At 51.5% G+C, this 14,178-nt stretch carries 9 protein-coding genes and 1 rRNA gene; 8 read left to right on the top strand and 2 right to left on the bottom strand.

The annotated features are described in order from the left end of the window. Positions 1-86: 86 nt before the first annotated feature. A complete protein-coding gene (locus tag BR04_RS08420; protein ID WP_496355559.1) occupies positions 87-1,649 on the top strand; it encodes a glycerol-3-phosphate dehydrogenase/oxidase in 1,563 nt (520 codons plus the stop codon). Here BR04_RS08420 and BR04_RS08415 read toward each other — a convergent pair. Both BR04_RS08415 and BR04_RS08410 read right to left on the bottom strand, forming a co-directional pair. Beyond that, positions 1,646-3,319, bottom strand: a complete 1,674-nt coding sequence (locus BR04_RS08415) for a sugar phosphate nucleotidyltransferase (protein WP_496355558.1) — start codon at positions 3,317-3,319, stop codon at positions 1,646-1,648. The genes BR04_RS08420 and BR04_RS08415 overlap by 4 nt on opposite strands. A 70-nt stretch (positions 3,320-3,389) precedes the next feature. Beyond that, entirely contained in the window at positions 3,390-6,026 is a 2,637-nt protein-coding gene (locus BR04_RS08410; RefSeq protein WP_496355557.1) for a 1-acyl-sn-glycerol-3-phosphate acyltransferase, read from the bottom strand. 575 nt (positions 6,027-6,601) lie between these two features. On the opposite strand from BR04_RS08410, the gene BR04_RS08405 reads away from it, so the two are divergent. From BR04_RS08405 to BR04_RS08375, 7 genes are all read left to right on the top strand, one after another. Continuing rightward, positions 6,602-6,856 (top strand): hypothetical protein, encoded by a 255-nt coding sequence (locus BR04_RS08405; RefSeq protein ID WP_496355556.1) that lies wholly within the window; start codon positions 6,602-6,604, stop codon positions 6,854-6,856. 99 nt (positions 6,857-6,955) lie between these two features. Beyond that, a complete protein-coding gene (locus BR04_RS08400; protein WP_496355555.1) occupies positions 6,956-8,077 on the top strand; it encodes a response regulator in 1,122 nt (373 codons plus the stop codon). 169 nt (positions 8,078-8,246) lie between these two features. Beyond that, entirely contained in the window at positions 8,247-10,745 is a 2,499-nt protein-coding gene (locus BR04_RS08395; RefSeq protein WP_496355554.1) for a heavy metal translocating P-type ATPase, read from the top strand. Between the two features lie 15 nt (positions 10,746-10,760). Continuing rightward, positions 10,761-11,573, top strand: coding sequence for an N-acyl homoserine lactonase family protein (locus BR04_RS08390; protein WP_496355553.1), 813 nt, complete (start codon positions 10,761-10,763; stop codon positions 11,571-11,573). A 294-nt stretch (positions 11,574-11,867) separates the two neighbouring features. After that, complete coding sequence (locus BR04_RS08385; RefSeq protein ID WP_496355552.1) at positions 11,868-12,797, top strand: metal ABC transporter solute-binding protein, Zn/Mn family; 930 nt, start codon at positions 11,868-11,870, stop codon at positions 12,795-12,797. Positions 12,798-12,907: 110 nt separating this feature from the next. Continuing rightward, positions 12,908-13,774: a histidinol-phosphatase gene (locus tag BR04_RS08380; protein WP_496355551.1), complete on the top strand. Its 867-nt coding sequence runs from the start codon at positions 12,908-12,910 to the stop codon at positions 13,772-13,774. A gap of 173 nt (positions 13,775-13,947) precedes the next feature. Beyond that, positions 13,948-14,178, top strand: a 16S ribosomal RNA gene (locus BR04_RS08375); the annotation flags it as partial.

Here is a 14,178-nt window from a genome sequence, read left to right as displayed (position 1 = left end):
GGAATCCGAAAATTGCCGTATTGTAAAGAGTGAAGGAATATCCGTAGCCAGAGTTTTTAAATATTTAATCCCTTGCATGGAGTTTTATGAACAGGGAAAAGGGGCTTGCCCTTCTTGAGGATGAAAAGAAAATATGGGATTTCATTGTGATTGGTGGTGGAGCAACGGGCCTTGGTGTTGGGGTGGATGCCGCCAGCCGGGGGTATTCCGTACTTCTTCTGGAGGCGGGGGATTTTGCCGAAGGGACATCCGGTCGTTCCACCAAACTCATTCACGGAGGGGTTCGCTACCTCCAGCAGGGAAACGTGGCCCTGGTGGTGGAAGCTCTCCACGAAAGGGGACTTTTGTTGCGGAACGCCCCCCATCTGGTGCATAACCTTGAATTTCTTGTGCCGGATTACCGCTGGTGGGAGCGGCCTTTTTACGGTGTGGGGCTAAAGCTCTATGACATGCTGGCGGGAAAACACGGATTTGGTAAATCCCGCATTCTTTCCAAGACAGAAACCCTTACCCGTATACCGACCCTGGAGCCGAAAGGGCTGAAGGGTGGGGTGATATACCATGATGGCCAGTTTGATGACGCAAGGCTGGCCATTACCCTGGCCCACACCATGACCGATTCCGGAGGCCTGCCCCTCAACCATGTGGCTGTGGAAGGACTCCTGAAGGGAGAGGACGGCCAGGTTTGCGGTGTGGCTGCAAAGGACGGTTTGACTGGGAAAAGCTGGGATCTGCGGGGCAGGGTCGTGATCAATGCGACGGGCCCCTTTGTGGACAGTATCCGCCGTATGGATGAAGCCGATGAGAGGGCGATCATTGCCCCCAGTCAGGGGATCCATATCGTTCTGGATAAATCCTTTGCCCCTCTGAAGACGGCCCTCATGGTACCCCATACGGATGATGGCCGGGTGATTTTCATGGTACCCTGGTGCGGTAAGGTGCTGGTGGGAACCACGGATACGGCTTTGCCTTCGGTGGATCGTGATCCCAAACCCCTGAAAGAAGAAGTGGATTTTCTTTTAACCCATGCGGCCCGCTATCTGGCCAAAGATCCGACACGGGAAGATATTCTGAGTATTTTTGCCGGGATTCGTCCCCTGGTGGCTGCATCGGACAGCAAAAATACCGCAGCCCTTTCCAGAGACTATCATCTCTGTATTGCGCCTTCGGGGCTGGTTACCATTGCGGGCGGCAAGTGGACGACCTACAGGAGGATGGCGAAAGACACCGTGGACAAGGCGCTTCCGCTGACCGGACTTTCGTTTCGGCGTTGTGTCACGTCCCGTCTGAGGCTGCATGGCTACATGGAGGGAGGAAATTTTGAAGATCCTTTCCATAGCTATGGGACAGACAGATCTGCCGTAGAGGCTCTTGCCGGAGGACAGCCGGAACTTCTTTCTCCCCTGCATCCGAAACTTCCCTATCGGGGGGTGGATGTGCTCTGGGCCGTACGTCATGAAATGGCCCGAACCCTGGAGGACGTGCTGAGCCGCAGGATGCGCGCCCTGGTGCTGGACGCGAGGGCAGCCTTTGAAATGGCGGACAGGGTGCTGGATCTCATGGCCTCTGAGCTGGGCCGGGATGCGGAGTGGAAGGCTGCGGAACGGGCAGCCTTCGAGAAGCGGGTTGAAGGATGTCTTGCGGTTTAGGAAAAGAGAGCCGTCCAGGTTTTTTGAGCCATATGGGCCGTTTCCTGTATGGGGCCTAAGGCCGGATCTGTAAAGGCCTCCTGCCTGAGGAGGGTGGTAAGGGCGGGGGAAATATAGTCTTTAAAAAAGGTCTTTTTCTTTTCTTTCCAGAGAAAGGAAAAGGCTCCGAGGATCTGAAGGTTGCGGCAGAGGGCCGCATAGGTATACCCCTTTTTGAAGCATTCCCTTTCCTCTGTCTCCGGATTTATGAGGGTACAGGCCTCCTCAAAGAGGGTCTTACGGATGTCCGGAGGGAGGGCGGCATAGGGATCCAGGAGAAGGGTGGCAAGATCGTACTGAAGCGGGCCAGCCATGGCCCCCTGAAAATCGATGACACGGGGGACTCCTGCCTGGATCATGATGTTACGGCTCTGAAGATCCCGGTGTATCAGGCCGAAACAACCGTTTTCAAGGGTTTTTTCCGCAAGGTGGGAAAAGGCTTCGGAAAGATCCTGGGGCAGGGTATCAAGACCGAGGAGGTTTTTCAGAAAAGCCCTTTCAAAATATCCGCATTCTCTTTCAAGGATCAGTTGCCTGTCATACGTGGGAAAGGTGAAGGCCATTTCGGTGATGAGACCTGAAGAGGCCTTTTTCATGGCCGGAAACAGGGAGAGAATCTTTTTATAATAGGGTAGAGCAGCTTCCGGGCCGTACTGGAGAATAAAATCGTGCAGGCGTGTATCGCCAAGGTCTTCCATGGCTACAAGGCCGGAGAAAAGATCCCAGCCGAGAATACGGGGAACGGGAAGACCGGATGTGGCAAGGTGCCTTCCCAGAGCAAGACAGGCAGAAGCTTCCGATGGGGTCTGAAGCCCCTGTATGCCGTGATCGGCCACGATGATCCTTTTCCCGTCCAGCCAGGTGATACGCCGCCATCCGCGATCCGAACCGTCCCCAGCCAGGGCTTCCTGGCTGCGGATGGGGTTTTTGCTGTTCAGGGAAAGGAGCAGCTCCTGAAAGGCCGCTCCGGAGAAGCGTTCCGGCGTCCCGAGATCCGACCAGAAGGCGGATGCGGGAAGGTGATAGGCATGGGGAGGACTGCCCGCAAGGATCATATCCCTGTAAGCGTCAATGGAGGAAAAAGTCTTCCCTTTCCGGAAGAAGGCCAGGGCTTCGGGGGAAAGGATCTGAACACCGGTAAAAGCCATGCGCTGGCTGTTTTCCGGAACCTTGTCCTGTCTGAAGCCCAGGATGGTTTCTCCTTCAAAGGCCACATGATTCATGTCTGCTGAAGGCGTCAGCACCAGCGTGGCGAGGGCATTTTTTTTCTGGTGAAAGGCCAGAATGGGGGCAAGCACCACTTCCATACGGATGTCCGCATTGACCACCAGCATGGGGGCGTCTGTAAAAAAATCTCTCATGTTGGCGATGGCTCCGCCGGTGTCCAGCAGTTTTTCCTCCCTGCGGCAGAACACGGGAACGGGCCAGAGATTGCTGCGGATGTGCTTTTCCACAAGGGGAGCCAGATGGTGGGTATTGAGGAGGATGGCCTCAATGCCCTGAACTGCAAGCTGATGAATGAGGCGATCCAGGATAGGGATTCCTCCCACGGGAAAAAGGGGCTTGGGCAGGGAGTCCGTGTGGGGCTTTAAGCGGGTGCCGATACCAGCGGCAAGAAGGATGGCGCGCATGGGTTCTCTTTTCTGGGAGGAGAGAAAAGGGAAACCGGCCCCCTGGGAAGGCCGGTTTCTCCGGAGGGTTTCAGGTGACGATGAGGTTGATATAATGCTGGATGCGGTCTGCGTGCCGGGCGATGGCTTCCTTGTCTTCGGATCCCTGGAGTCCTGAGCGCTGGAAACAGGCAAGACCATTTTTATAATTGACCCCGGAAAGGGCCTCAATCCGGTTAATTTCTCCCCGTTTGCTCATGCGCTGGCCCATGGACTGGATTTTTTTCAGGCGGTTTTTGGGTTCCACCGTATCTGCGGGATAGCGCATGAAGAAATTGAGTACCACCCAGTAGGATTCCAGATAGGTGAGGAGGAAGGCGGAGAAGAGCTTAAGCTTGCGCAGCCCCACAGCTGTGACGTTATAGGTGTCTGGAAGGGTGGGGTGGGGTACCAGGATGGCATCGTCAATAAAGGCCTTGAGGTTTTTCCGGATCAGCAGTTCGGCACTGCGGTCTGGATCCTGGAAAAATTCATCCTTGAAGAACTCTGCCAGCGTGCCGTAGGTAAGATGCAGATTGGATGAGGAAAACTGCAAGGCGTCCTGTTCCAGGATGGCAAGTGATGTATAGGCCGCAGGAATGAAAAAGGCGATGACATTGTTTTTATAGTAATCCAGGATGGGCCGTTTGCCTTCGTTCAGGACAATGCGCAGATCTTCGCCCGCATCCTGGCCCGCATCCACAAACCCCCTCTGAATGAAAGCGTCCGTGACCTGTTTTAAGGCATAATCCGGATTGATCTGAAGGGTATCGGCCATGCGGACGTCCATGCGGTTGAGATAGGCCAGATAGCCTTCCATGACCTCACTGAGGCGGGGATAGGGAATGGTGGGCTGAAAGACATTGAGCAGAGCGCCTGCCACAATGCCATAGGGAGTGGCCACGCTGACCTGGTTGATCCCATGGATACAGCGAAACGCCAGATCTGTACAGACTTCCTGGTGGGTCTCCTTGTCCAGATCCGCAGGTCTGAGGCCATTTTCTGAAAAATAGCGGTTCAGGGAAATGGGCTTGTCAAAATTGACATAGACCTTGCCATACCGCACCTTGAGGGACTTTCTGGCTTTGACCAGCTGTCCCATACTTTCCGGCTTTTTTTCACCTCCGCTGAGTTCGTGGAGGTAGGATTTTTCTTCCAGTACCCTGTCGTATCCGATGGAAATCGGCACAATGGACAGATCCGGTGCAACGCCATGACCATAGGCACCCAGGGTCTGGGAAAGAAGCCCCATCTTGGGAGACAGAAGTTTTCCCGTCCTGCTGCGTCCCCCTTCGATGAAAAATTCGATATTGAAACCCTCGGAAAGCAGTTTTTCCACATAGGCGGAAAAAATACGGGCATAGAGGCGATCCCCTTTAAAGGTGCGTCTGAGAAAGAAGGCACCGCCGCCCCGAAAAATGGTACCGAGCGGCCAGAAGCTTAAGTTTTTACCCGCAGCGATATGGGGGCAGGGCATCTTATTGTGGTGAAAGAGATAGGAGAGGATAAGATAATCCAGATGGCTCTTGTGGCAGGGAACCAGAATGAGGGGGCCTTTTTTGGCCGCCTGCTTGATGCGGGCCAGCCCTTCCTGATCCACGGAAATCCCGTCAAAGATATTTTTGAGCATCCAGGTGAGAACAAGGTCATAGATTTTGATCCAGCTCATGGAGTAATTGGCTGCGATTTCATCCAGGTAGTCTTTGGCTTTTCTGCGGACAGCCTGAAGGCTTTTGCCGCTTTCCCTCACTTCTTCTTTCAGGATTTCCTCTACCTTTTCGCTGGTGAGGATGGCTTCAATGAGTTCCGCCCGTTTTTTGAGCACAGGGCCTGTGATGCTCTGACGGTGCAGGGTGAAGATGTTCTGAATTTCTCTGCGGAGTTGCAATGCCTGGTTTTCGGTGGGGAGGGGAAGAATATCCGTCCGGGAAAGAAAGTCTCTCAGGCAGATGGGATCGGAAAATTCCATGAAAACTTTGTGATTGTTTTTGCCTGTGAGGGTCAGTATGCGGCGGATTTTACCGGGTTCTTCGGCGGATCCGAAAAGGATATCCATCAGTGAGGGTGTATCCCTGTGGGGATTGATACCGAAAAAAAGAATCTGGGGGAGAATATAAATCGGTCTGTCACAATTTTTTTGCATTTCCAGAAGAAAGGCAAAGGCATCTTTTCGGGATTTCAGAAAGCGGCGTTCAAACCCTTTTTTACTGGAAAGATACAGGAATCCCGCATGTCCCGCCATGAGCCTGTCACGGTAAAATCCCAGATCATAGGGATTGGGAATGCGGAAGTGACGGAGAAACCAGAGCGTATGAGCCATGAAAATCCGCAATGTCCGTCCTATGGGCTGAAATGCGAAAATCCTGTAGTCAAGGCCGATACGGGGGGCGGGTATGCCCAGTGCTTTGTAGCGAAAGCCGGAAAATAAAAATTCCAGAATACTGTATCTGGGGGTTGCGTACAGGAGTATGGCATTTTCCGGCAAGGTCTGAACGGTTTTTTGAAGCTCTGCATCCGTTGCGATATTCCGGAAAAAGAAACGGAAGATCTGCCGGGTGAACCATCCTGGTTTTGCGTTCAGTACGGAGCTGTAAGGCTCTTTTTCATGGGCCATCTGGTTATGGGCCCATTTTCGAAAAGAGAATTTTTTAGAAGGCTGGGGCTGTTCGTGATCAGGGCTTTCTGACATGGGGATCCTCAACGTGTACAGGTTCCAGATGGGATACGGTAATGGATGGGGTTTTTATGGCATTTGGGTCTGGAAAAGGGGAGGGTGTCCCCCCCTTCTCCTTTTCATGCATGACCTAGCAGAGAAAGTTATGGGTGGCAACTGCAAAGGGTTTCAGGATACTCTTTCAGAGAATGTTTTTTCCATTGCAGGATCGTCCGGCTTATGGCAAGGTCTCAAAACCTGAAGGCATCATTTTCAGGCTTGTTTTGCCCTCTGGCCTATGATATTTTGCGCGGAATTTGTCGGTATGGTTCCAAAGGGGCGGGTGTTTTTTTTAAGCAACCCAAAAAGTGGGTGATGCTGCAGGATCGACCAGAACCTTAAAAAGCAGAAAACAATTTTTAGATTGTGGTGGCGCGAAAAACATGAATTTCTGTTTTTGTGAAATGAGTTTCCTAAGTATCTATAATTTTGGGATACAGTGGTTAGTTTTACGGATCAGAAGAATGTTTTTATTCGGGCACGGAAATTTAAGGGCAGGAAGACTGTAGTTCGCCAAGAATGATACTTATCTAAGAGGAGGTTTATTTCCAATGAAAACGTTAGTGGGTGGTGCGGTTGCCGCTGTTCTGGGTGTGATCGGTCTTGCTGTGTGGTTTTCTGCCTTTCTTCAGTTGATTGCAGGTGCGCTTCCGATCATGCTGCTGATTGGTGGTGGTCTTGCACTGTATCTTGGTTTTGATGAGCTGAAAGATACCTGGAAGAACGAAGAAGGTGTTACCGTTAAAAGCGATAAGGATCGTATTGAAGAGCTGGAAAAAGAGCTGGAAGCCCTTAAGAAAGCCTGATTGAATACATTTTTGCCGGTAAGAATTGTGAAAGGGGCTGCGCTTTTGAGCGTATGACCCCTTTCTTGCGTTAAGAGAAACACTCTCCGGGAGATCCTTATGGAACGGCCTCTGGAAATTCTTGTGGTGGATGACAGTGCCCTTATCCGCAAACTGATCCGTGAAGAATTGCAGGCAGCAGGGTATCGGGTCAGCGAAGCCGCTAACGGATTTGCGGCTTTGGCCAGAGCTGCGGAACCTCCGTCTCCGGATTTGATCACCCTGGATATTGATATGCCCGGTCTTGGGGGATTTGAGACTTTCCGAAAGCTCCAGGAAGACCATTACCGGCGTTTTTTTACCCATGTGGAAGACGCCAGGATTCCCATTATTTTTGTTACGGCCAATGATACGGTGGCCACCCGGCAGAAAGGTTTTGCCCTTGGTGCTGCAGATTTTATCACAAAACCCTTTGTCCGAGGTGCTCTGAAAGCGGCTGTGGAAGCTATCCTGAAGCCGCCTCAGCCCATGGCCGATATGACGGCTCTGGTGGTGGACGACAGCGATACGGCGAGACACATTGTAACGGACAACCTGCGACGGGAAGGGTTGCGGGTTTTTGAGGCAGAAGATGGACAGGCGGCTTGCGATATTCTGGAAGAGATGGGATGGATGATGGATATTGTTGTCACCGATCTTGTCATGCCCCGCATGGATGGCTTAGGGCTTTGCCGTGAGGTACGCCGCAGGGCCAGTCTTGAGGATACGCCGGTACTTTTTCTGACGGCCCTTGCAGATCAGAAGGAGCTTTTGAAGGTTTTTGCGGCAGGTGGAACGGATTATCTGATCAAGCCTTTTTTCAAGGAAGAATTGCTGGCACGGGTGAATGTACATCTGGAACGCACCCTTCTCACCCGTAAACTGCGCAGAACCATTGCCGATCTCAAGACCGCGGAAGTGGAGAGGGAAGCGCAGCAGAAGAGGGAGGGAGCATTGGGGATGGCGGCCACCATCTGCCATGAATTAAATCAGCCCCTTCAGAAAATCAGCGGTTATGCAGAGCTTTTACAGATGCGGCCTCCGGAAAAGGGGGATGTCACCCAGTATGCGGAAAAGATACTGGGGGCGGTTAATGAGATGGGTACCCTGACCCGTAAGCTCATGTCCCTGACCCAGTACCGTACCCGGAATTATCCCGGAGGAGAGACCCTTGTGGATCTGGAGGTTCGGGATTCGGACTGACGGGATCTGTTGCCTGATAAGGTGCAGGGAGGGCAGTTAGGGGAGGCGGCTGATCGTGTAGTTTTTTCTTGCCATCAGATTTCTGCGGCTTATTTTTTTGGATCGGGAAATGTTTTTTATTTTTATAGATATTTTTTGCCGGTTCTGTGTTCCTTTTTTGGAGGTTTTTATGGATCAGAAATTCAGTTTTCCCGTCAGGGGCATGCATTGCGTCAATTGTGCTCAAGGCGTTGAAAAGGCTGTATCCACTCTATCAGGAGTAGAGGAGGTTCATGTAAATTTTGCTGCGGAAACTCTGCATGTACGCATGGATCCGGAAAAGGTGTCCACAGCCCATGTGGCGGAAGCTGTTCACAGGGCAGGGTTTCAGATTCCGGAAAGCCGGATCCGTATTCCTGTTGCAGGTATGCATTGTGTCAACTGTGCAAAGGGGGTGGAAAAGGCTTTGCTTGCCACGGCCGGAGTTCTTGCTGCGGAAGTGAATTTTGCAGCAGAAGAGGCTCATGTGCACTACCTTCCGGGTGTGGCAGGCTTGGAAATTCTGAACGGAGCTGTGCGTCGGGCGGGGTTCACCCCCATCCTCGGAGAGGATGCAGAGCTTTTGGAAAAGGATGTTGAAAAGGCAGCTCGGGAGCAGGAGATAGCCGGTCAGAAAAAAAAGTTTTTTGTGGGCCTTCTTTTTACCCTGCCCCTTTTTATTCTTTCCATGGGGAGGGATTTTCATGTTTTTGGATTCTGGAGTCAGGAACCTTTTATGAATTATTTTTTCTGGTTTCTGGCCACACCCGTTCTTTTTTATACGGGGCTGGATTATTTCAGGGGAGGATACCAGAGTCTGCGTAACAAAAGTGCCAACATGGATGTTCTGGTAAGCCTCGGTGCATCCGTTGCCTACGCCTACTCAGTCTGTGTCGTACTTTTTTCGGGTCTTGGAACCCATGTTTATTTTGAAACCGCTGCGGTGATCATTACCCTTATCAAGCTGGGCAAGCTGCTGGAGGCGGGAACCCGGGGTAAAAGCGGAGAGGCCATTCGCAAGCTCATGGATCTTGCACCGAAAAGGGCTATTCGCCTGGAAGAAAGTGGTGAGGTGGAGTTTCCCGTATCGGAAATCCGCAAAGGAGACACGCTGGTGCTGCGTCCCGGTAGCCTCGTTCCTGTGGATGGGAGAGTACTTGAGGGGCGGAGTGCGGTGAACGAAGCCATGCTTACGGGTGAATCGTTACCCGTGGATAAAAAGCCGGGAGACCCTCTTACCGGCGGTACCCTGAACCATGACGGACGTCTTGTCTTTCGGGCAGAACGTGTGGGGGCGGATACAGTACTGGCGGGTATCATCCGTCTTGTGCAGGATGCCCAGGGCAGTCGTACCAGGGTGCAGGCCCTGGCAGATCAGGTGGCGGCAGTGTTTGTACCTGTGGTGGTGGCTGTGGCCCTGCTGACTTTCGGTACCTGGTGGCTGGTTTCAGGAGATGGTGTGGAGGCCATGGTGCGGTTTGTTGCGGTTCTTGTCATCGCCTGCCCCTGTGCCCTGGGCCTTGCCACCCCCACGGCGGTAATGGCGGGAACAGGCAGGGCGGCGGAAAATGGTGTCCTGTTCAAAACGGGCATTGCACTTGAGGATGCAGCAGCTGTGGATACGGTGGTTTTTGATAAAACAGGAACTTTGACCTTTGGGCGGCCTGAGGTCACAGACATTCTGCCCACGGATATGGAGATTTCCAGGGAAAGCCTTCTGCGCCTGGGGGCTGCTGTGGAAAGGGGATCGGAACATCCTGTTGGTCGGGCTATTTTCCTTCAGGCAGAAAAAGAAGGGCTTGATATTCCGGATGTTCAGGAGTTCAGCAGTGTAGGGGGTGCTGGTGTTCTGGCGTTTGTGGACGGGATAGAGCTAAGGCTGGGGCGTCCGGACTGGCTTGAAGAAGGGAGGATTCCTCTTGATTCCGGGAGAGAAGCCATGACAAAGCTCAGAAAAGAGGGAAAAACCGTTCTCGCTCTTGGGGGGGCAGGAAGGCTCTTTGGGCTTTTTGCTGTAGCGGATGTGCCAAGGCCGGAGGCATCCTTTGTAGTGTCCCGCCTGAAGGACATGGGGATGCGTACTGTGCTGATGACGGGAGATACACCGGAAAGTGCTGCCATGGTGGCTGCGGCTTGCGGCATTGACACCGTTTTTTCCGATGTCAGGCCGGAAGGAAAATCCGAAACGATCCGAAAGCTGCAAGAGGAGGGATGTAAAGTGGCCATGGTGGGAGACGGCATCAATGATGCTCCTGCCTTGGCAGCCTCGGATTTGGGTATTGCCATGGGATCGGGAACGGATGTGGCCATGGAAGCCGGAGCTGTGGTGCTGGCAGGAGGCAGGCTTTCCCAGGTTCCCTTTGTTTTTGTGATGGGGAGGAAGAGTCTTCGGGTGATCCGCCAGAACCTTTTCTGGGCTTTCTGTTACAATGTGGTGCTCATTCCCGTTGCAGCAGGAGCTTTGGCTTCCTTTAGCATGCTGCCTATGATGTTCCGCCATCTGGATCCCATGGCAGCCGCCCTGGCCATGGCCTTGAGCAGTCTTACAGTGGTGAACAATTCGTTGCGGCTGTACCGTTCCCGTATTGACATGAATGTGGAGGGTGAGAAGGTCGCCCGTAACGCGTTATTTGTGAACGATATTTTATAAGTAAGGAGAAAATCCATGTCCGTCTGGCAGATTCATGTCCTGGCCAATGGCCGGTTTTCCGTGCGTTTTCGTACTCCCGGAGGTGAGGATCTCCTGCCGCCTATGGAAAACATTCCCAGCAGTGTCTTTCTTCTCAGGTCTTCAGACCATCTGGTACTGGTGGACACAGGCTTTGATCCCATGGATGTGGGCGGGCAGGGGTCTTCGGCCTCCCAGGAAAAGGGGGAGCAGCTGGAAGAGGCTCTGAAAGCTGCTGGAGTACGGCCATCGGATGTGGAAGATGTGATTATGACCCACCTGCACTGGGATCATACTGCGGGCATGTCTCTTTTTCCCCACGCCCGTTTTCATGTGCAGGCAGATGCTTTTCGGGCTTTTAATGTCTTGAATCCCAATGAAGAAACTTATTACCGTCCTGCTCATTGGCTTAATCTTTTGCACCGCATGGTGCTGGTGGATGGGGATGACGAAATCTTGCCTGGTATCCGGGTGCGGCGTACGGGCGGTCATTGTGCAGGGCATCAGGTGGTGCTGGTTGAGACAGCTGAGGGCCTTCTTGCCTTGGCAGGGGACCTTCCCTATGACTATTCTGGGCTTTGGTCAGCTTTGCCGGAGGATTTTTGGAAAATTTACCGGAAAGGCAGGGGAAAGCAATTCTGGTGGACAGTATCGGCCTGGGAAAATCTGGGGGTTTTCATGGGGGAAAGGGGACTTGAGGATGTGCCCTGTGTTAATCAGGAACTGAATTTTTCAAAGCTGCGGCGTCTTTGCGCACAGGTACTGCTTACCCATGATCCTGTTTTATATCCGGGCAAGGGGATTTTTTGATCGGAAGAGATTTTTTATGTTTTTGGGTGGGGTTTATATACTGAGTATCTCAGAGTATTGCCTTGTCATGTATCAGGGGGGCTGATTTTTAGTTTTTTTTAAATTGACGACCACCCTGTTCCAGTTCATCGTTCCCAGGCTTCAGTGTGGGAACGATGTGCTGTATGCCGTAAAGGTAACTCTTGCGTCTGTTCTCACACCTCAAGGATATGGCATGGAAGCAGAAGCAAAATCTGGAACCGCAAGGCTGCGCCTGGGGAGTAATCAGATTTTTTGATATAATGAGGAGAAATTATGGATAAAGCCTTATATTATATATGCTTTTTCAAAGCATACCGTGCGTGTATTGTGGGTATTTTGCTGTTCAGTTTGGGTATTATGGCCATGCCGGGATTTTCTTTTGCTTCAGAAAAACCTGCTGTAACGGTGAGCATTTTGCCACAGAAGTATTTTGTGGAGAAAATAGCGGGTGCGCATCTGTGTGTGAATGTCATGGTGACTCCTGGAGCCAGCCCAGCTACCTATGAGCCGACACCCTCCCAGCTGTTGGAACTGTCCCGATCCAGAATTTATTTCTCGATTGGTGTCCCCTTTGAAAAGGTCTGGCTGGCCCGTTTTTCCCAGACCTATACCAGTCTTTCCATTGTTCCAACGGATACAGGTATCGCAAAAAGGCCCATTGCAGGACACCATCATGATGACGATCATGGGCATAAGGGGCACGGTCATAGCGGTGGTTTTTCCGATCCCCACGTTTGGCTTGCACCGGAACTTGTGGCTCTACAGATTCTTGTTATCCGGGATGCCCTCAAAAAATCTTTCCCGGAATTTTCCGATGATTTCGAAAATGGTTATGCTGCTTTTCTTAAAGAAATTCAAATGCTGGACGCCCAGATCCGGCAAGTTTTTGATTCAAAAAAAGGGAACACGTTTTTTGTGTTTCATCCTTCCTGGGGGTATTTTGCTGAGGCCTATGGGCTGGAGCAGATTCCTGTGGAAGTGGGTGGTCGTGAACCCACGCCAAGTGAGCTTGCTCGTTTGATCCGTATGGCCAAGGAGAAAAAAGCAGTGGCCATTTTTATCCAGCCCCAGTTTTCTGAGCGGGCGGCAAGAATTCTTGCGGAATCTGTGCAGGCCAAGGTTGTTGCCATGGATCCTCTGGCGGAAGACTGGGCTGGTAACCTTCTGAGAGCAGCCCATGTATTTTCCCTGAATTTACGCTAATTTTTGTGTCAAAAAAATAAAGTCCTGCTCAGGAGTGGAAAGCAGACGTATTTTGGGCTAAGAACCATGCGGACTTTATCTCTGTTTTCTTTCATGGTTCAGGAGGATGTATGCGTGCTGCGGATTTACGGCCTGCCTGGGTGTCTGTACACGGGGGTCATTCCGGAGAGTTTTGTCACCATGCCACAGGCAGCCTTGAGGCTATTTTGGAAAAATATGCGGAACTCGGGTTTTCCTGGGTGGGTATTTCCGAGCATGTGCCGGCACCTGCACCGGAGTTTCGATACCCGGATCAGGTAGCAGCTGGTCTGACCCCCGAATTCCTGCATGAACGTTTTGTTCGTTATATGGCCAGATGCCGTGAGTTGCAGGCTGCTTTTGCACCGAGACTGAAGGTTTTTGTTGCCATGGAAAGTGAAAGTTATTCCGGATACGAGAGCTTTATGCCGGATCTGATTGCCCGTTTCCGACCGGATTATATTGTTGGCTCAGTGCATCACGTGTCCGATTTCGGTTTTGATTATTCTGAGGAACAGTATCGAGCAACTGCGGATGCTGTAGGGGGCATGGATGCGATGTACTGTCGGTATTTTGATTTACAGTTTGAAATGATGGAAACCCTGAAGCCGGCGGTTGTGGGCCATTTTGATCTGATTCGTCTTTTTGATCCGGATTATAAGGTGCGGATGCGCAAACCGGAAATTGCAAAGCGTATTACCAGAAATCTTGAAACTGTTGCAAAACTAGGTCTGATTCTCGATTTTAACCTGAGAGCCCTGCGAAAGGGGGCTTCGGAACCTTACGTTTCTGCGGATATTTTGCGAGAGGCGTTGGAGGTAGGGGTTGCCCTTGTGCCAGGGGATGACTCCCATGGTATTTCCGAGGTGGGAAATTTTATGTCCCATGGAATAGATGTTTTGGTATCTGCGGGAGGAAACACAGAATGGCAAATTCCAAAAACATATAAATACAGCTAGTTATAAAAATATTTAAGTTTGTAAAAAAAATATATTGACACAGAAAGATAATCTGGATAGTTTGATCCTCGTTGCTTACGGCGGCGGATCGAAAAAATCGATCTTTGAAAATCAGGCAGTGAAAGAATAAGAACATACCCCTGAGTAATCCTCTTAGGAGGAAGTACAGAGATTCAACGGAGAGTTTGATCCTGGCTCAGAATGAACGCTGGCGGCGTGCTTAACACATGCAAGTCGAACGAGAAAGTTCCCTTCGGGGGATAAGTAAAGTGGCGCACGGGTGAGTAACGCGTGGATAATCTACCCTTGAATTCGGAATAACATCGCGAAAGCGGTGCTAATACCGGATGATGTTGTGTTTTCTTCGGGGAATGCAACCAAAGAATGCCTCTTCATGAAAGCAT

The sequence above is a fragment of the Desulfobotulus sapovorans DSM 2055 genome (genome assembly GCF_059569355.1).
The sequence above is the reverse complement of the archived record's forward strand: the minus strand, read 5'-3'. Positions and strand labels throughout refer to the sequence as shown.

What these genes read in the sequence shown, in the direction of transcription:
- BR04_RS08400 (WP_496355555.1), top strand. Translation starts at nt 6,956, where the DNA reads ATGGAACGGCCTCTGGAAATTCTTGTGGTGGATGACAGTGCCCTTATC.
- BR04_RS08380 (WP_496355551.1), top strand. Translation starts at nt 12,908, where the DNA reads ATGCGTGCTGCGGATTTACGGCCTGCCTGGGTGTCTGTACACGGGGGT.
- BR04_RS08390 (WP_496355553.1), top strand. Translation starts at nt 10,761, where the DNA reads ATGTCCGTCTGGCAGATTCATGTCCTGGCCAATGGCCGGTTTTCCGTG.
- BR04_RS08415 (WP_496355558.1), bottom strand. Translation starts at nt 3,319, where the DNA reads ATGCGCGCCATCCTTCTTGCCGCTGGTATCGGCACCCGCTTAAAGCCC.
- BR04_RS08385 (WP_496355552.1), top strand. Translation starts at nt 11,868, where the DNA reads ATGGATAAAGCCTTATATTATATATGCTTTTTCAAAGCATACCGTGCG.
- BR04_RS08405 (WP_496355556.1), top strand. Translation starts at nt 6,602, where the DNA reads ATGAAAACGTTAGTGGGTGGTGCGGTTGCCGCTGTTCTGGGTGTGATC.
- BR04_RS08395 (WP_496355554.1), top strand. Translation starts at nt 8,247, where the DNA reads ATGGATCAGAAATTCAGTTTTCCCGTCAGGGGCATGCATTGCGTCAAT.
- BR04_RS08420 (WP_496355559.1), top strand. Translation starts at nt 87, where the DNA reads ATGAACAGGGAAAAGGGGCTTGCCCTTCTTGAGGATGAAAAGAAAATA.
- BR04_RS08410 (WP_496355557.1), bottom strand. Translation starts at nt 6,026, where the DNA reads ATGTCAGAAAGCCCTGATCACGAACAGCCCCAGCCTTCTAAAAAATTC.